The organism is Flavobacterium sp. JAS (genome assembly GCF_020991455.1).
In the GTDB taxonomy this organism is placed as follows: domain Bacteria; phylum Bacteroidota; class Bacteroidia; order Flavobacteriales; family Flavobacteriaceae; genus Flavobacterium.
This window is the reverse complement of record NZ_JAJMOX010000001.1, coordinates 166311-186434: the sequence shown is the minus strand read 5'-3', so window position 1 is coordinate 186434 and position 20124 is coordinate 166311. Positions and strand designations below refer to the sequence as shown.

Below are 20124 nucleotides of genomic sequence, written 5' to 3'. Positions count from 1 at the left end.
CTATAAATATGAATTTATCAATTCTCAAAAAAACAGCACTCCTTCTTTTTTCATGTGTTATTTTGTCAAGTTGTACAGAGCAATATGCTTTTCAGAATCAAGATTTTGAAAGTGCATTGATTGTTGAAGCTACAATAACAAACGAATTAAAACATCAGGAAATAAAGATTTCAAGAGCAAGACCTCTTAATGATACCATAAAAAAAACTGAATCAGGAGCAAAAGTTATAATTGTTGACAATGAAAACAATGAGTTTCATTTTGTCGAAAAAGATGGCAAATATATTTCGGAAAATGAATTTAAAGTAGTCCCTAACAAAAACTACCAGCTAAAAATTACATCTGCTTCAGGAAAATCATATACCTCATCACAAGAAACATTGACAACTCAAAGCACTATTGATTTAGAAGCTGTTGCTGCGGAAAAAGAGGGTCAACGAGGCGCTCAGATAAATGTAAAAAGTTTTGATCCAACAAATACTTCCAAATATTATCGCTACGAATATGAAGAGACCTATAAAGTAGTAACTGTTTATACCACAACCGAACGTGTAAAATTAGTGCCTTATCTCAACACATTTAAAATGGAAATAGTTCCTGCCGAGCCAAACACGCACATTTGTTATAGTACTCAGAACTCTACTGGAATTATACAAACCAACACAACAGATTTAGCTGAAGACAAAGTAAACTTTCCCGTTCGTTTTATAAATGAATCCGATTATATAATAGCAAATCGTTACAGTATTGAAGTTTCTCAATATACACAAAATCGTTTTGCATACGACTATTACTTCACATCAAAGAAAATGTCTGATTCGGGAGAATTACTATCTCCAAACCAGCCTGGGTATATTGTTGGAAATGTAAAATCAGCAACTGATTCATCTGAAAAAGTTATTGGCTTTTTTGAAGTTGCTTCAGTGGCTAAAAAAAGAATTTTCTTCAATTTCACGGACTTATTTCCTTCAGTAGATCCAACACAGTACTTTAGACAATGTACACCTGAGTTAATACCATTTAGCAAAATACCAGATGACAATTATAAAGTCCTTACCACACATGTTTATATAGGAGGTGGTCCTGGTATGTCACCAACATCCTATTGGATGATCGACAAAGAATGCGGCGATTGTACATCATTTTCTTCTAACGTAATACCTTCATTTTGGGAAAATTAATCAAAAAAATAGCCTTACTTTTTTTATTGGCAAACATTACTTACACTCTTAATGCTCAAAACGATACCATTTTGAGTACAGAATCAATGTTGGTTAAAACTAATACAACGGTATTACTTACAGGCGAAACGCTCTACTACCAATTATATTGTTTAAATAAAAGCACGATACTCTCCGACATAAGTGAAATGGCTTATATTGAAATAATTAATAATCAAAAAGAAAGTGTTTTTAAAAATAAAGTTCGTTTAAAAAACGGCTTAGGATCTGGAGATTATTTTATACCTACAACATTACCAACAGGAAATTACAAAATTATTGCCTACACATCCTGGATGCTAAACAACACGCAAAACAACTTTTCTGAAACGGATATTACAATCATAAATCCATTTCAAGAAAATATAAACATGATTGTTGACAATGCAGATAAGAAGTCAAATAATGATGCAGACGAAACAAAAAACTCAATAAACAAGACTATTCTGGGTATTAATAAAGAAAAATATTCTAAACGAGAAAAGGCTTCTCTTATAATTCCGAAAACATTAGAAAGCGGAAATTACTTTTTAAGCATCCGAAAAATAGACAGTATTCCTGCTCTGTCAGACAATAAAAATGGTACTATAAATTTATATTTAAAACAAGATTTAACGGTACTTCCGGAAACCAGAGGTGAAATTGTTACCGGACATATAAGCTCGAAAATTGCTAATTCTGATTTAAGTTATAAAATAGTTACGCTGTCAATTCCGGGAAAAAATTTCATCTTCAAGACAACAAAAACAGATCGAAATGGCAAATTTATTTTTATAATAGACAAGCAAACCAATACATCTGATAGTTATTTTCAGTTATCAGAATCTGATAGAGAAAATTATTCGATTACGATTGACAAAGAACCAAGCCCGGATTTATCAAATCTAGTTTTCTCAAATAGGACGACTATTTCCAGTAAAAATCTAAAAGCAATTCAGGAACGCTCATTAGCAACTCAAATCGAAAATGTTTATTTTTCACAAAAAAAAGACAGCATAATCGAATCTACTGACACTGCTGTTTTTTTTGAAAGCATCGAAAAAAAATACAACTTAGATGACTTTGACAGATTCCGAACATTTAAAGAAACCATAATAGAAATTGTTACAGAACTTAGTTTTAAAGATTACAATCAAGTACCTTCCTTATATTTAGCAGATACCAGATATAATGTAATACAAACTTCTGAACCTTGTGTCGTTCTGGTAGATGGATTGCAAATTCAGGACATGAATGCCTTATACAATTACAATGCTTATCAAATTCAAAGTATTAGTGTAGTTTCTGCACCTTATTATTATGGTCCTAAATTATTTAACGGAATTGTAAGTATCATTACAAAAAACAAGGATTTTGCAACGATTTATTCTGACAAAAACATCCTGAAAACAACAATTCTAAGACCCGAGCCAACAAAATTATATTACACTCCAAAATACGAATCGAATACAGCAAATCGAATTCCTGATTATCGATATCAATTGCTTTGGAAACCAAATATAAGATTACAAAATACCGAGATAATTGTACCTTTTTATATTTCTGATATTTCGGGTAATTTTCAAATCATATTAGAAGGTCTCAGTGATAAAGGAGATTTAATTCATCTTGACAAAATATTTAAAGTAGAATAAATCAATAAGATTCAAATCAATAAAAATAAAAAGGAGCGATCAGAACTTAGTTATCAAAAGTTTACTCATCAAAAACCCCAATTCATTTGTTTGAATTGGGATTTTTAGTTTTTAATGTTTCCTCAAAAAAAGCATCACATTATTATTTTTTCAGAGCATTTGTTTAAAAAAAACACCCATTCTTTAAACAAAATGAGGTTTCCCGTAAAAAATAATAGCATTTTTATTACATTTTAACGTTTGTTCATTGTTTTGTGAGATATTTTTTTAATACTTTTGAAACTCATCAAATCAAAAACATAAAACCACGATTCCTTTGAAAAATTATCAAAAAAAAACTACTTATCTTTTGATATTTAGCACCTTCTTAAATATTTCATATTTACATTCCCAAACTAATGAAAAATCCTCACTCTACAATTACTTCGATAATGCTGTAGGAAAAGACAATCTCAATATTAATAATGGAGTTGTTCATAGTGAGCCCTTTCGGCCAATGCCAAACAAAAACAGATACTATATTGACGAGTTCAATATTGGTAATCTAAGTTTTGAAGGCGAGATCTATACAAGTGTCAATCTTAAATATGACATTTACGATGATCAGATTATATACAAACAAAACGGGGAATCTGAGAATCTGCCTATTACACTTATAAAGGACAAAGTTGATTTTTTTACTTTTAAGAATAAGAAATTTGTCAACTTAAAATCAGAATCCATAAAATTCCCTAACCTCATAATGGGCATATACGAAGAGTCTTATGTTGGAAATGATGTTTCTCTTTATATTAAACACAGAAAAGAAAAAATCAAAATATTCCAATCAGATGGTGTCTATTATAACTTCATTTACAACATCGATTTTATCTTAAAATACAACAGCTTTTTTTACAAGGTTCAATCAGAAAAAGATGTAAAAAAGATCTTTCCATCGATTAAAAAAGAAATTAACGATTATTACAGTACCAATAAAAAGTTAGAACGATCAGATAAAAACCTATTCATGGAAAATCTAACGAAACAAATCAATGGTCTTCTAAAAAAAAGTTCTAATTAAATGAAAAAAATTACTCTCTTAATATTATTACTAGCCTTTCAGCAAATTATATACTCTCAGGTAATCAGCGACAAAGTTTCGGTAGAATTTAAAAATGCAAATCTTAAAACTGCTATTCAAAATATAGAACAAGTTTCTTACTATAAATTCTATTTTGACGAAAAATGGTTGGCAACTGACAGTACTGTTATATCAAAACAATTTAAAGAAGTTCGCATTGGTGAAGTTCTTGAAGATGTTTTTCAAAACACCAGCTTTAATTTTTTTATTGCTGATAATAAAATCATACTAACTAATAATAGTATCATATACAACGAACTTCCTGATGACTATTTTGGCGTTCCATTAGAAAAAAATGAAAACGGAGAAATGGTAGCTCCTGTTTTTTATCAGCAATATGACTCAATAAAGAAAACAAATACCAGAAATCCGAATAAAAATGTTCGGGATGTTGTTCTTATTGGTAAGGAAGTAAAGAATCAAAAGAAGAAAACCTATACACTCTCCGGTATTGTTAGAGGTGGAAAAAACAGACAAGGAGTTGCTAATGTTTTAATAAAAATTCCGAATACTGAATACACAGCCGTTACTGATAAAAACGGTTTCTATAAATTACAAGTACCTGCGGGAATGAGCACGGTTGAAACCGAAACTTTTTCATACGATAAAGTAACCAAAAGCATCATGGTTTATAACGACGGTACCTTAAACTTTAGCGTAGTTGATAATATAAACCAACTTGATGAAGTTTTAGTCAAAACAAATAAAAGCAAGAACGCAAAAGCTGCAATTACAGGAGTAACCACTATTGACTCTGAAGGAATCAAAAATGTTCCCTTGGTATTAGGTGAGCGCGATATCCTGAAAGTTGCCTTAACCTTACCAGGAATAAAAACGGCTGGAGAAGGTTCTGCAGGATACAATGTTAGAGGTGGTAAAGAAGATCAGAATTTATTTTTACTAGATAACGCTGTTTTGTATAATCCAAATCACTTTTTTGGCTTTTTTACAGCTTTAAACCCTTACACAACAAAAAAAGTTGATATCTACAAAGGAAGTATTCCTGCCGAGTTTGGAGGAAGACTGTCTTCTGTTTTTGATATTACTTCTAAAACAGGAAACTTCAACAAATTTGAAGGCGAAGGAGGAATTGGGCCCGCAACTAGCAACCTGATGATTTCGACACCTATAGTTAAAGGAAAATCTAGTTTAGTTGTTGGAGGAAGAGCCAGTTACTCTGATTGGATTTTAAAAAGTCTGGATGATGAGAACTTAAAAAACAGCCAAGCTTCATTTTATGATCTTATTTTAAAATACAATCATAAAATAAATGCTAATAATGATATTGAGTCTACACTATATTATAGTCATGATAAGTTTAGTGTTTCATCTGATTCATTATATAAATACAGCAACAGATTGGCTACGATAAAATGGAATCACAGTTTTAACGAAAAGAATAAAGGTTCCTTACTCTTCACTAATAGTGAATACAAATTTAACATTGATTATCAATCTCCCGGGGTAAATTCATTTGATTTTGGATATAAAATCAACGAGACTCAGGCGCAGATAAAAATGATTTATTTATATAATGAAAAACACAAATTCAGCTACGGTTTATCTACTAAATTATATGGTATTAATCCCGGATATCTTAGACCCGAAAATCCTGAATCTACTTTAATTCCTATTGAAATAGAAAAAGAAAGAGGTTTAGAATCTGCAGCTTATATTGGCGACAACTTTAAGATTAATGACAAGTTTTTACTTGATTTTGGTTTAAGATATTCTTCATTTGCAGCATTAGGACCATCTACTCAAAGAATATATGAAGACAATCTTCCTATTAGCGATGCTACTGTTGTCGAAACTAAAACCTATAAAAACAATGAAGTAATAAAACGATATGGCGGATTAGAACCTAGAATTGCTGCCAGATATTTTATTACTGATGATTTTTCTGTTCGTGCCAGTTACGACAAAACCTATCAATACATTCATTTGTTATCAAACAACACAACGCAATCTCCAACAGATATTTGGAAACTTTCTGATTTGAATGTAAAACCAGAAAGCGCACAACAGGTTTCACTTGGTTTTTATAAGAATTTGAAAGATGACGAATTAGAACTTAGTTTAGAAGGATATTATAAAAAATCAAAAAACATCCTGGATTACAAAGTTGGTGCTGATTTATTATTGAACGATAATATTGAAACAGAACTTCTACAAGGAGACGGAAAAGCTTATGGTATTGAAGTATTACTAAAAAAACAAGTGGGCAGACTTAACGGATGGTTAGGATATACTTATTCCAGATCGTTAATAAAATTAAACAGTCAATTTAATGAAGAAAAAGTAAACGACGGAAAGTATTTTGCTTCTAATTTTGACAAACCACATGATTTTAGTGCGGTATTAAATTACAGAATAACAAAACGTTACAGTTTTTCTAGTAATTTTATCTACCAAACAGGACGACCAATAACCTACCCAATTGGGACTTATGATTACGGAAATGCAAAATACACTGTTTATAGTGATCGTAATAAATTTAGAATTCCGGATTATTTCAGACTTGACATTGGCGTTAATATTGAAGGAAATCATAAAATAAAAAAACTAGCGCATAGTTTTTGGAACATTTCGGTTTATAATGTTTTAGGAAGAAACAATCCTTATTCTGTGTTTTTCGTAACAGACAAAGGGCAAATAAAAGCTTATAAAACTTCTATCTTCTCGATTCCAATTCCAAGTATTACCTATAATTTTAAATTCTAAATTATGGCATATTTTAAATATAAAATCTCGATTTTCCTTCTTCTGGCACTTGCTATAACTGGCTGTACAGAACAATATGCTTTTAAAAATACTGATTTTGAAAGCGCCCTGGTTGTTGAAGGAACCATAACAAATGAGTATAAAAACCAGATCATAAGACTTTCTCAGGTATACCAACTAGAAGAAACCGGACCAAGATTGGAAACTGGGGCAAATGTTTTTATTACGGATGACCAAGGAAACGAATATCAATTTGAACAAAAAGATACTGTTTATGCTTCTCTGACTCAATTTAAAGCTGAGCCAGGCAGAAAATATCAATTAAAAATAAGAACAAAAGAAGGCAAAAATTATATTTCTGACGAGCAAACATTAACTACCGAAACCAAGATCGATAATATAACTGCAACCGTTGAAAATGTTCAAGGGCAACGTGGCGTTCAAATAAACGTAAATAGTTATGACCCAACAAACACTTCAAAATATTACAGATACGAGTATGCTGAGACTTATAAAATTATAGCACCTCAGTGGTATTTTCTAGAGGCTAATGTAATAGCAATTCCAGGCAATCCGGGAGATCCTAAAAATGATATTCCAGCTATTCCAGCGCATGCTGAAATTGTTGTAACTCCTAGAGTAAAAGAAGCCAAAACCTGTTTTTCTACTAAAAAATCTGAAGACATTATTCTAAACAACACCAATAGCAGCATTGAAGATCGTGTGCATTTTCCGGTTCGTTTCATCAGTGATCAAAACTATATCATATCACATCGTTACAGTATTTTTGTAAAACAGTATGTGCAAAATTTGGCTGCTCATACGTATTACAAAACCTTAAGAGATTTATCAACATCCGGAAATATTCTTTCACCAAAACAGCCCGGATTCTTTTACGGCAATATAAAATCTGTAGAAAATCCTACTGAAAAAATAATTGGTTTTTTTGAAGTATCTGCTGTCTCTTCAGAAAGAATTTATTTCAATTATTCGGATTTATTCCCTAAAGAACCTCTTCCACCTTATTACGAAACCGATTGTGAACCTGAAATGTTTGAGAATTGTGATGGCCCTCCTCCTTGTAAAGGCGTTGCACTACTTTCGTTGCTCGGCACAAGATCGCGTGTAATGTCATCATGGAATTACTTGTCTACTTTTTTCTTAGTAAAAGCCCCCTGTGGAGATTGCACCTCTTTTTCATCTAATATCGTTCCTCCTTTTTGGGTAGATTAATCTCTTTTAAAATTCATGAAATATTTCAAATATAAAATCTTAATTTTCTTTTTTCTCGCCCTCGCCATAACTGGCTGTACAGAACAATACGCTTTTAAAAATACTGATTTTGAAAGTGCTCTTGTTGTGGAAGGAACGATTACAAATGAAGTTAAAAATCAAATTATAAGAGTTTCTCAAGTTTACCAACTCGACGAAACCGGCCCTAAATTTGAAACTGGTGCCAACCTTTTTGTTTCTGATGATCAAGGAAATGAATATCAATTTGAACAGAAAGATACCGTTTATGCTTCTCTTACTCAATTTAGAGCAGAGCCAGGAAGAAAATATCAATTAAAAATTAAAACCAAAGAAGGTAAAAACTATACTTCTGATGAACAAACTTTAACTACAGAAACCAAGATTGATAATATAACAGCAACGGTTGAAAATGTTTCAGGACAGCGTGGGGTTCAAATAAATGTAAATAGTTATGACCCAACAAATACTTCAAAATATTACAGATACGAGTATACTGAAACCTATAAAATAGTAGCTCCCCTGTGGGCGCCTCTTATGACCAGTATTAAAACATTTCCCGCAATTCCACCAGATCCTGCTAATGATTTCCCAGGAAGGCCCGAAACGGAAGGTATTCTAGTATCTCTCAGAACAGTTGAAAACAAAACCTGTTTCTCCACTAAAAAATCTGAAGATATTATTTTGAACAATACTAATAGCAGTAGTGAAGACCGTGTGCATTTTCCTGTTCGTTTCATTAGCGATCAAAGCTATATCATATCACATCGCTACAGCATTTTTGTAAAACAATTTGTTCAAAACCTGGCTGCATATACTTATTACAAAACATTAAAAGATTTGTCGACATCAGGAAATGTACTTTCACCTAAACAACCGGGTTTCTTTTATGGCAATATAAAATCCGTAGAAAATCCTAGCGAAAAAGTTATAGGCTTTTTTGAAGTATCTTCTGTCTCTTCAGAAAGAATCTACTTTAATTATGCTGATTTGTTCCCAAACGAACCACTTCCGCCTTACTATGAAAGTGATTGCCATATTGAAGCTTATGACGATTGTCCTGGAGATCTTCCTTGCAGAAGACAAATACTACGATCTCTTATTCGTACAAATACAGCTTCATTAGTTTCATTTAATGGCTTTTCACTTTATTCTATGGTAAAAGCTCCGTGCGGAGATTGTACTACTTTTTCATCTAATATCGTTCCTCCTTTTTGGATAGATTAATACTTTTTAAAATTTATGAAACAATTTTCAATATACAATCAGACAAACATTTTGGATCGAATCAAACAATTCTTTGTTTTAACTCTTCTATTGACAAACAGTTTATTTGTTTGTGCTCAACAAAACAAGAATCTAAATACCTCAATGCAGGAAACTATCTTCCTTCACTCAAACACAACCACTTTCTTAACGGGAGAAACATTGTATTATAAATTATTTTGCTTAAATCCCATTAATAATACGCCAAGTCATATTAGTAAAATAGCTTATATCGAACTTGTTGATCGTGATAAAAACTCGCTTCAAAAAAACAAAGTTTACCTTGAAAAAGGAATCGGAGCGGGTGAATACTTTATACCTACTACTCTAAAAACAGGTAACTACAAAGTAATTGCTTATACAAAATGGATGCTTAACAATCCTAAATCGCAAACAAACGAAATAGACATTTTTATCATTAATCCGTTTCAAACTCAGGAACCAAACGAGAATATAACTTTTGATCTTACCGCAAAAAGCACCGCTTCGACTGCTCAAAGTTCAGAATCTTCAAGTCTGGGCAACGAAAAAAGAGTCGATTTTGAATTAGACAAAGAGAGTTATTACACGAGAGAAAAAGCCAATCTAAAAATAAAATCGGTTACCGGAACTATCGAAAAAGGAAACTATTCTGTTTCAATTAGAAAAACAGATCAAATCCCGACTTTAAAACAATTAAGCCCTCAGGAATTCGTAAAAAAGACGGCTACTAATTATACTGATTATAATACAACGTACTTTGCATATACACCTGAATTAAGATCAGAATTAATTACCGGAACAATTGTATCAAAAAGCAATCTTCCTGTAAATGACAAATCACTTTCGCTTTCTTTACCGGGAAAAGAATTTGTATTAAAAATAGTTAAGACAAATGCTCAGGGAAAATTTGCCTTTTTATTGGATAAATTTCCTGATTTTTCTAACGCAATAGTACAAGTACTGGATGATAAAAGTGCCGATTATTCTATAGTTTTTGATGCATTTCCAAAATTTGATACTTCGTCATTACAGTTTACATCAAAACTTAATTTGACACCTGAACTTAAAAAAGATATTGAAGACAGATCAACAGCGAGCCAGATTCAGAATGCTTATTATCAGATTAAGAAAGACAGTTTAGTAACTGAAGCTGTAGTAAGTCCGTTTTTTAATACTATCGAAAAAGCGTATGTTCTTGATGATTACACGCGTTTTCCAACATTAAAAGAAAATATTGTAGAAGTTATAATCGAGCTTTATTATCGTAAAGAAAATGGTAAGTATCAATTACGCGTTCGAAACGACCATAAAGATCTTGAGATGTACGGCAAACCTTTGGTTCTTGTTGACGGACTTTTAATTCAAGATCCTAGTGACCTTTTTGATTATAATATGGGAAATGTAGATAAAGTAAGCCTTATCAACGAACCGTATGTTTATGGCCCTAATTTGTATGGGGGAATGATTAGTTTTGAAACCAAAAACAGTGATTTTGCTACAAATTATGTCAAAAAATATCTAAAAACAACAGAAATTCAAAGACCAAATCCTGAGAAAGTATACAACAATCCTGATTATTCTGCCGGAAACAATTTGCAAAGAGTTCCAGATTACAGATATCAATTGTTATGGAAACCAAATGTGAAATTAGATCAAAAGGAAGATAATATACCTTTCTACACTTCAGATCTAAAAGGAAACTTTGAGGTAGTCCTGGAAGGTTTTACTGAAAGCGGACAACCTGTTTATGTTTCTAAAAATATCACTGTCAAATAAAACAGTTTTTTTGAAGGTTTAAGCAATAAAATGGACTAAATTCCAAAAGGGATATAGTTAAGTAGTTATTACAATTAGGGTTAATTAAGAAAAACTAAAGATATTTCATACTTTATTGAAAGAAAAAAAATACCTTTAGCCTACCAAAAATAAAAATATTAACCCTAAAAAACCTATTATGAATTTTAAAGTTACCCAAATTACAAGAATTAATGTAGAAGATTTTGTGTTCTCAGACAAAAGCAATCTTACTTTCCCAATTCCTCCTTTAGCCTCAGCACAATTTTACAGAAATCAAGGAGTACTTACATTAAAAATCTGCGCTACTGTATACATTAACTCTAAAGATTCACAAAATCCGGTCATTGGAACTCTAATTGAAAATGATACCAATGTCGAAATCTATTTTGACTATAACTGGGATGAAAGCTCACCCGACACTTATGATGTTTGGTATGTTGAAGTTGATTATATCTCTGATACAGTTAACAATATTACGACCGTTAAGTCTTACTTACGAAATATTGACCCTGAAACTTCTAGAGGGACTGAAGTAAAAGTAGGAACATAAGTATAGATTTTTTTATAGCATATAGTTTAACCAAACATCTTTAGTTTAGGTTAAACTATATTTATAATTACCAAAACTCACCTAAAGTTAATTTATTCAAAAATGTCTAAATTTAAACTAGTTTTAATTTTATTTTTGACCTTTTCTACATCATTAATATACTCAAGGATACAAATAGAAACAGATCCTTTTGAGGAAATTCTGAAGGAAAAAGCACTCTTGTTCAAAACTGAAATTAACTTTAAAAAGGCCCATTTTTTTTTCATTAATAAAAAATGGGACTCCACGTTAGTTTATTCAATGAAGCAATTAAGTTCTTGTAAAAACAAGGAATTAATAAACTATTGTCACTATTTAAGAGGAAACTCATTTCGGCAACTAAAACTATTTAAAGAAGCTAAAACGGAGCTTAAACTAGTAACACAAAATTTCGAGTTTTATCCATTAGTGAACAAAATTTTAGGAGAGACATCTTTAGAACTAAAAGAATACAAAAAAGCCATTCAATATTTTGAAAAAGTCGAAAAACTCCCATTAACAAGCAAACAAGGTTTTAAAATAAGTGTAATTTATGGAAATCTGGGAAGTTGTTATTTACTAATTAATCAATTTGACAAAGCAGAAGTATATTTTTTTAAAAGTCTTAAATTAAAAGAAAAAGAAAAAAATACCATTTCTTTAATTGAATTATATATGAATATTGCAAATTTATATTATGTCCAATATAAAGATAAAAAAGCCATTCCTTACTTCGAAAAAGCCTATTCTCTTTCTAAAATGACAAATGATTTTGACACCAAATGGGTTGCCGCAAAGAATATGTCAGTCGTAGAAGAAAACAAAGGCAACTTAAAAGAAGCATTGTCATATAGAAAAGAAGCTGGCCAATGGAAGGACTCTTTAAACAATCAAAGTAAAATTTGGGCTGTCGCTGACTTTGAGAAAAAATTTGCCGTAGCTCAAAAACAAAAGCAAATCAAAGTGCTTGAAATCGAAAACAAACTAAAAAAAACTCAACGTAATGGTTTCTTTTTTGCTGCAATCGTTTTGTTATTACTTTTAACTGCCGGTGTTTATCTTTATGCTCAAAAAGTAAAAAATTCCAAAACTATATTATTACAAAAAAATAAACTCGACGAACTAAACGCTACTAAAGATCAATTGTTCTCTATTGTAAGTCATGATTTGCGTTCGTCCGTAAATGCACTCAAAACAAGTAATTCCAAATTATCAGCAACTCTTGAAACCAAAAATTATGATGAATTAAACCAACTTATCATACAAAACAGCACTATTGCAAATGGCGCTTACAGTTTATTAGATAATTTATTGCATTGGGCAATGCTGCAAACCAAACAATTGTATTTTCATAAAGAATCGGTTCATTTGTATTCTATTGTACAGCAAATCGAATACAATTACAAACCTTTACTTCTTGACAAAACGATTAGTTTTGAGAATTTGGTTTCAAAAAATATCTTTATCTTCGTAGACCTGGATTCGTTAAAAATTGTACTTCGAAATTTATTAGACAATGCTATTAAATTTTCTAACGAAAAAGGGAAAATAAGTTTTTTCACAGAAGATACAAATACCGATTTCTGCAAACTTATTATTGAAGATTCGGGTATAGGAATGAAAGAAAGTACTATTCAAGAATTACTTTCGGACGGTGAATTGCTAGCTAAAAAGGACAATTCTGAAATTATAGGAACTGGTTTAGGCTTACAATTATGCAAACAGATGATCAGGAAAAATAGCGGAACCTTAGCTATAGAAAGTGAACTAAACAAGGGAACAAAAATGATTTTGACTTTCCCAAAAACAATAGACAATGGATAATATCAATGTTTTAATAATAGAAGATACTCCAGAACAAAGCGATGCGCTTACCAAAGTATTGCTTGAAAACAATTACACCGTTGCCGGAGTAGCCAAAAACTTTACTGATGCCATAAAGCTTTTTTACGAAAACACAGTTGATGTTATCATCATCGATGTGTTTCTTGACGGAAAACCAGACGGAATTACTTTTGCAGAGTCTATCAATATCATTCCGAACGCTTCAAAACCATTTGTCTTTTTGACCAACTCACAAGACCGGGAGATTTTTGAACGTGCAAAACTTACAAAACCTTTCAGTTTTCTAATGAAACCTTTTAATGAGTTAGAGATACTATATGCTATAGAAATGGCAGTCGAAAAATTCTATGAACAAACAAATGTGTTTCTAAGCGAAGAACAAGACACTGTAATTAGCAATGATTATTTATTTATAAAGAAGAAAAATTCTCTCAAAAAAGTAGCAATAAACGATATTCTATATATCGAAGTCGAAGAACGATATTGCAATATTATTACCGAAAAAGAAAAATTCGTCATTCAGATCTCTCTGACCAAGATCAGTAATTTATTAGACAAGAATAAATTCATAAAAACGCATCGAAACACTATTGTCAATACAGACAAAATCGAAGAAATCATCCTCGCCGATAATCTTGTAATCTTAAAAGGAAATCACAAAATAAATTTAAGCGACACTTATAAAGATTTTATAAAAAAGATGAATATTTTATCCTAAAAAAACGCCTTATTTTTAAAATCATAAATCTTCAAATCCTCTTTATTTCAAAGAGGATTTTTTTGTTTTAGCACAAAAATTAATACGAAACCCTCTTTTAAGACTTCATGACACGAAAACAGGTCTTTATGACATTTCTCTACTATAACCGCAAAATCAAAATTAATTTTACACTCGAAAACAACAAAACAGCGACAAATGAGAATTGCGTTAATCAACCAGCCTGACATGAAACTTTTATCAATCCTAAAAAAAATAATCAACAATCCCTGGGTTGGAATTGTTGTCTCATTAGCTGTAATCATTCCTTCTTTATATCAAATCCTGGATGATGTTACAGTTCTCAGAAAAGAATATCTATTATTACTAATTGCACTTCCTATTTATATAAAATCACTTAAGAAGATATTTGACGAGATTTTAGACGCCTCTGATGATTTTTCAGAGTAAAACTAAATTTTGTCTTATTAGATAAAACACTCCAAATTAAACATTTAAAGCCGAGTGTCTTTCTTTTTTTAAATATTTCTTATCTAATTGTAACTTTTTTGTATCTTCATACGTATAACCATTTGTACACTTAAAAATTGAGGAGACAAAAAACATGAGACAACTTAAAATCACCAAGCAGGTAACCAATCGTGAAACTGCATCGTTAGACAAATACCTACAAGAAATTGGAAAAGTTGACCTAATTACCGCTGATGAAGAGGTAGAATTAGCACAAAGAATAAAGGCTGGTGATCAAAGAGCTTTAGAAAAATTAACAAAAGCCAACCTACGTTTCGTTGTATCGGTTGCTAAACAATATCAAAATCAAGGGTTAACTCTTCCTGACTTAATTAATGAAGGAAACTTAGGTTTAATTAAAGCGGCTCAACGTTTTGACGAAACTCGTGGTTTCAAATTCATCTCTTATGCTGTATGGTGGATTCGTCAATCGATTCTACAGGCTTTGGCAGAACAATCTCGTATTGTTCGTTTACCATTAAACAAAATTGGTTCTATCAATAAAATCAACAAAATGTATGCTTTATTAGAGCAATCTAACGAGCGTCCACCATCTGCTGAAGAAATTGCAAAAGAACTTGACATGACTGTAAATGATGTAAAAGAGTCTATGAAAAACTCTGGTCGTCACTTATCTATGGATGCACCTCTTGTTGAAGGTGAAGATTCTAACCTTTATGACGTTTTACGTTCTGGAGAGTCTCCAAACCCTGACAGAGAGTTAATTCACGAATCATTACGTACTGAAATTGAGCGTTCATTAGAAACATTAACTCCTAGAGAGGCAGATGTAGTTCGTTTATATTTTGGTCTTGGCGATCAACACCCAATGACTTTAGAGGAAATTGGAGAAACTTTCGACTTAACTCGTGAGCGTGTTCGTCAGATTAAAGAAAAAGCAATCCGTAGATTAAAACACACTTCTAGAAGTAAAATTCTTAAAACCTATTTAGGTTAATATTTAAAATATAAATTCCTAATATTTAAAGATTCCAAATACCAATTACTGTTGGAATTTGGAATTTTATTCGAAAAATAGTATAATTGGAATTTTAAAGCAAACAACAGTTTGATTGACTGTTCGTTTTTTGATTGATGATTGAAACTCCGGCTGATTACCGGAGTTTTTTATTGGTGTTTTTTTAACCGCAAAGTCCGCAAAGGTTTTTTTATCTTTTGAATGTTGTAAAAACACAAAGTTCGCAAAGCTTTGTGAACTTTAAATTTTGTTAAAGATCATTTACAAATCCTTTGCGAACTCCGCGTAAACCTTTGCGAACTTTGCGGTTAAATTTCAATGTAAATCATAAAAAAATTATCTTTACAAAAAAAACAACACAACACACAACTACACAATGAAGAATACTCTTATTGCACCTTCTGTTCTTGCAGCTGATTTTGCCAATTTACAACGTGATGTCGAAATGATCAATAACAGTCAGGCTGATTGGTTTCATATTGATATTATGGATGGCGTTTTTGTTCCGAATATTTCTTTTGGAATGCCTGTTTTAGAAGCTATTTCAAGACATGCAAAAAAAACTATCGATGTACATTTGATGATTATTGATCCGGACAGATACATTAAAACTTTTGCCGATTTAGGTGCAAATATCCTAAGCGTGCATTATGAAGCTTGTACACATTTGCACAGAACACTTCAGGCCATTAAAGCCGAAGGAATGAAAGCCGGAGTTGCAATCAACCCACATACAAACATTGATTTATTAGAGGATGTGATCAACGATATTGATTTAGTTTGCATCATGAGTGTGAATCCAGGTTTTGGAGGACAATCATTCATCGAAAATACGTATGCTAAAGTTGAGAAATTAAAAGCTCTAATTACACGCAAAAACGCTTCAACATTAATTGAAATAGATGGTGGTGTAACAAGCAAAAATGCAAAACAACTAGTAGAAGCCGGAGCAGATGTTTTGGTTGCTGGAAGCTTTGTTTTTAAAGCCGAAAATCCAACTCAAACTATTGCCGACTTAAAAGCTTTGACCGCTTTTTAAGTTTCAAAAAAGATAAAAAAAATAGAGGCCGAAGAGAAATCTTCGGCTTTTTTTATGTCAATTCGTTCTGTAAAACTTTAGCTCTTCTATATCCTGTCAAGCTAATATTTCTATGCTTCTTGAAAAATTTATTGAGATGACTTTCATCTGAAAAACCAAATTCATCTACAATTTCATTAATTCTCATATCACTAAAGCTTAAACGATGTTCTATTAATCGTATTTTATAATTTGAAACAAAAGTCTGAATCGTTTCTCCACAATGATTCTTAAAATAACTACCAAGATACGTATCCGATATATCAAATTTCTCTGCTATAGCCGAGGCTTTTAATTTTTGAGGAAAGAAAATGTTAGCCTGAATATAATTAATAATTTCCAGAATTCTTTTATCTGCGCTCTCTTTTATGCCTTTTGGTTTCATTTTAGCAATGTTTCGAGCAGCAATTACAATAAGTGCGTTTACATAATGTGTTATTAAATCTTCATCATAAATATCCTTATTCTCTATAGCATGAATCAAAGAATCTGATATAGATTTAACAAGGAATTCATCTGCTTTTCTTTTCAAAATACAACCCGATAAATGTGACGCATAATGTAACAAACAACCAATATGATCAATACTTTTTGATTTATATTCTTTTACATATTCACTATTAATCTTAACCAATAAAAACTCTGTCGTATTTACAATATCAAAAGTATGATAATCATTTGGCGTTAGCAGCATTAGATTTCCAGTTTGATAAGATATTGCATTTCCATTGATATGGAGAAATCCATTTCCCGAAATAACATAAACCATCTGGAAAAAACTGAACTGAGAATTTATAATTGGGCATTCATCTACCTTTTTATAAATTACCTCTACCGATTGATGCATGTTTTCTTTTCTCATACTACAAAAGTACTTTTTTATCATTAAATTATACCGAAAAAATAAATATACTCAGTATAATTTTGCTAAAAATACAATAGAAAAAATGAAGCAAAAATTTTACTCCAGCAAAAACACAGTCGTTCTCATTGCGATTTGTTTAGCCACATTAATGTTCTCTTTAGAAATTTCAAGCGTTCCGGTTATTCTGCCAACGCTCGAAAAACTATTAAACGCCAACCTTCGAGACATGCAATGGATCATGAATATCTATACAATAGGCTGCACAACTGTTCTAATGGCGGCAGGAACATTGGCTGATCGATATGGCAGAAAACGTATTCTAATGATTACTTTAATTTTATTTGGAATTTCCTCTTTAATTTGTGGTTTGGCAGAAAACATTACTATATTAATAATCAGTCGTTTTTTTCAGGGAATAAGCGGCGGTGCAATGTTAATTTGCCAGGTAGCAACTTTATCGCATCAATTTCAAGAAGGAAAAGAACGCAGCAGCGCTTTCAGCATCTGGGGAATAATTCTTGGTGTCGGGTTAGGTTTTGGTCCTATAATAGGAGCTGCAATCATAGCAATATTGTCCTGGAAATGGGTTTTTCTAATACACGTTCCTATAGCAGCTCTTGCTGTAATTTTGGTCTATGGCTATGTAGATGAATCTAAAGATTCTGATGCTAAAAAACTAGATATTTGGGGAATGACCACATTATCTATCGCGGTCTTTGGATTAAGTTATTTTATCACACAAGGACCAGATCTTGGCTTTGCAAGCCCTATAGCATTAAGCATTATAGGCGCTACAATAATCAGTTTCGGGATATTTTTATGGGTCGAAAAAACAAATCCGTACCCAATGTTTGACTTCTCGGTATTTAGGATACGTAATTTTTCAGGCGCTATACTAGGTTCTATAGGAATGAATTTTAGCTTTTGGCCCTTTATAATTTATTTACCTATATACTTCCAAAGTTGTTTAGGATATGACGTTGTTACCGTAGGACTTTCTTTGCTCCCCTATACCCTTCCTACTTTAATTATTCCTCCTTTTGCAGAATACCTTTCCGTTCGTTATCGTTCAGGAATTATAATACCGGCAGGTCTCTTTATAATAGGACTCGGTTTTATATTTATGAGATATGGCAGTATCGCAGAACATTCCAGTTGGCTAACAATGCTTCCGGGTTCTTTACTCGCAGGAATTGGATTAGGTTTAACCAACACACCTGTAACTAATACAACTACAGGTTCGGTTTCGTCTAATCGCTCCGGAATGGCCTCAGGAATAGACATGAGTGCAAGACTAATTACCTTATCTATTAATATTGCTTTAATGGGTTTTATTTTGGTGGAGGGAATTTTCTCTTATCTGAATAACGCATTTCCTGGATCTGTAGAGAAAACTACATTACGGCTTATTTCGGAAAAAATAGCAGCAGGAAATGTTTCATCACTTACCAATGATTTTTCAAAACTAAACACATTAAATTCATCAGAATCAGTTTTACAAGCAGCACTTGCACATGGTTTTGAAATGATATTACTTTATGGAGGAATTGGTGTCTGGATATTAGCCCTTTTAAGTTTTATACTATTCAATCCCAGAAAAGCACAAAGCAGCTTATAAATTGAACGTTTATTCTAAGAAAAAAAACACAAACTATTGCTGACCTAAAAGTCCTTATTACTTTTTAAATTCTTCAGATTAGGAAAAAAATCAATTCCGGTCATTTTTTCAAGAGTTTCAATGGGAACCATGAAATCATAAAGTGACTTATTGCTATCTTCATTTGGAACCAAAAAAGCAATTGCTTTATGTTCTTTACCAGATTTAGCCAAAATGATTTTATAAAAATATTTAGGGACAGCAACATTTTCTGTCCCTATTTTTTCATCCGAATCTTTCAAAATTCCGCCAGTCACTACATAAACATCATTGTACTTTCCTGCCCAATAACGTGTCTTTTGCTCTAGTCTATTCCAGATTCCGCTATTGAAATCGTGCTTTTGAGGAGAAATATTCGAGGTATAAAAAGTATCATTATACGCATTTTTATCAAATTCCATATCACCGGCAGGACAAAGATGCCCTTTGTCGTAACCTGATTTTTTGTAGTTTCTCCAATCTGCAGAACCAGTTGTTACTTTAGGATCTTCAATAAAATACGGACGTTTATAGTCTTCGTTTTTCAAATATTCTTTCTTTAATTCATACGCAACCCATTCGGCCTGTTCATATTTTTCATTATATGAAAGTGTATAATATTTGTGCTTTACAATTTGTTTTGTTGTCGAAGTTGGCAAATAAGCGACCGTATATGTTGAGTCTGAACTACTATTGTTGCCAACAAAAGAAGTTTGTGACTCTTCCTGCATTAACTCTTTTTGATTATTGCCTTCTTTTTTACACGACAAAAACACAAAACTTATCAAACCTAAAACAATATAATTCTTCATACAACAGTTTTTTTTCCAATATTCAAATCTGGGAAATCACTTTTAACAGATCACAAATTACTTTCTTATACTATATAAACTTACAAAAAAAACGCTCCATAAATTTAAATTTATGGAGC

The 20124-nt window shown here is 31.7% G+C and carries 16 protein-coding genes; 14 read left to right on the top strand and 2 right to left on the bottom strand.

Annotated elements, in window-relative coordinates; genetic code table 11:
* Positions 1 to 8 precede the first annotated feature (8 nt).
* From LPB88_RS00780 to rpe, 13 genes are all read left to right on the top strand, one after another.
* Positions 9 to 1181, top strand: coding sequence for a DUF4249 domain-containing protein (locus tag LPB88_RS00780; protein WP_230711921.1), 1173 nt, complete (start codon positions 9 to 11; stop codon positions 1179 to 1181).
* A gap of 71 nt (positions 1182 to 1252) precedes the next feature.
* Complete coding sequence (locus tag LPB88_RS00775) at positions 1253 to 2854, top strand: hypothetical protein (RefSeq protein ID WP_230711920.1); 1602 nt, start codon at positions 1253 to 1255, stop codon at positions 2852 to 2854.
* Between the two features lie 316 nt (positions 2855 to 3170).
* Positions 3171 to 3914, top strand: coding sequence for a hypothetical protein (locus LPB88_RS00770; RefSeq protein ID WP_230711919.1), 744 nt, complete (start codon positions 3171 to 3173; stop codon positions 3912 to 3914).
* Positions 3915 to 6698, top strand: a complete 2784-nt coding sequence (locus LPB88_RS00765; protein WP_230711918.1) for a TonB-dependent receptor domain-containing protein — start codon at positions 3915 to 3917, stop codon at positions 6696 to 6698. It begins immediately after the preceding gene.
* Between the two features lie 3 nt (positions 6699 to 6701).
* A complete protein-coding gene (locus tag LPB88_RS00760) occupies positions 6702 to 7931 on the top strand; it encodes a DUF4249 domain-containing protein (RefSeq protein ID WP_230711917.1) in 1230 nt (409 codons plus the stop codon).
* 15 nt (positions 7932 to 7946) lie between these two features.
* Complete coding sequence (locus LPB88_RS00755; RefSeq protein WP_230711916.1) at positions 7947 to 9176, top strand: DUF4249 domain-containing protein; 1230 nt, start codon at positions 7947 to 7949, stop codon at positions 9174 to 9176.
* A 15-nt stretch (positions 9177 to 9191) separates the two neighbouring features.
* Positions 9192 to 10973 carry a hypothetical protein gene (locus tag LPB88_RS00750; RefSeq protein ID WP_230711915.1) on the top strand — a complete coding sequence of 594 codons (1782 nt, stop codon included), beginning with the start codon at positions 9192 to 9194 and terminating at the stop codon, positions 10971 to 10973.
* A 178-nt stretch (positions 10974 to 11151) separates the two neighbouring features.
* Positions 11152 to 11544, top strand: coding sequence for a hypothetical protein (locus LPB88_RS00745; protein WP_230711914.1), 393 nt, complete (start codon positions 11152 to 11154; stop codon positions 11542 to 11544).
* Positions 11545 to 11844: 300 nt separating this feature from the next.
* Positions 11845 to 13386 (top strand): ATP-binding protein, encoded by a 1542-nt coding sequence (locus LPB88_RS00740; protein ID WP_230711913.1) that lies wholly within the window; start codon positions 11845 to 11847, stop codon positions 13384 to 13386.
* Entirely contained in the window at positions 13379 to 14125 is a 747-nt protein-coding gene (locus LPB88_RS00735) for a LytTR family DNA-binding domain-containing protein (RefSeq protein ID WP_230711912.1), read from the top strand. Before LPB88_RS00740 ends, LPB88_RS00735 begins: the two co-directional genes overlap by 8 nt.
* A 198-nt stretch (positions 14126 to 14323) precedes the next feature.
* Positions 14324 to 14575: a hypothetical protein gene (locus LPB88_RS00730; protein ID WP_230711911.1), complete on the top strand. Its 252-nt coding sequence runs from the start codon at positions 14324 to 14326 to the stop codon at positions 14573 to 14575.
* 154 nt (positions 14576 to 14729) lie between these two features.
* Positions 14730 to 15593 (top strand): RNA polymerase sigma factor RpoD/SigA, encoded by an 864-nt coding sequence (locus LPB88_RS00725; RefSeq protein ID WP_007804760.1) that lies wholly within the window; start codon positions 14730 to 14732, stop codon positions 15591 to 15593.
* Between the two features lie 397 nt (positions 15594 to 15990).
* Positions 15991 to 16653 carry a ribulose-phosphate 3-epimerase gene (rpe, locus tag LPB88_RS00720; protein WP_230711910.1) on the top strand — a complete coding sequence of 221 codons (663 nt, stop codon included), beginning with the start codon at positions 15991 to 15993 and terminating at the stop codon, positions 16651 to 16653.
* A gap of 52 nt (positions 16654 to 16705) precedes the next feature.
* Here the strand turns inward: rpe and LPB88_RS00715 are convergent, their stop codons facing one another.
* Positions 16706 to 17554: an AraC family transcriptional regulator gene (locus LPB88_RS00715; RefSeq protein WP_230711909.1), complete on the bottom strand. Its 849-nt coding sequence runs from the start codon at positions 17552 to 17554 to the stop codon at positions 16706 to 16708.
* Positions 17555 to 17639: 85 nt separating this feature from the next.
* On the opposite strand from LPB88_RS00715, the gene LPB88_RS00710 reads away from it, so the two are divergent.
* Entirely contained in the window at positions 17640 to 19175 is a 1536-nt protein-coding gene (locus LPB88_RS00710) for an MFS transporter (protein ID WP_230711908.1), read from the top strand.
* A 44-nt stretch (positions 19176 to 19219) separates the two neighbouring features.
* Here LPB88_RS00710 and LPB88_RS00705 read toward each other — a convergent pair whose 3' ends face one another.
* Positions 19220 to 20005 (bottom strand): DNA/RNA non-specific endonuclease, encoded by a 786-nt coding sequence (locus LPB88_RS00705; RefSeq protein WP_230711907.1) that lies wholly within the window; start codon positions 20003 to 20005, stop codon positions 19220 to 19222.
* Positions 20006 to 20124: the final 119 nt, after the last annotated feature.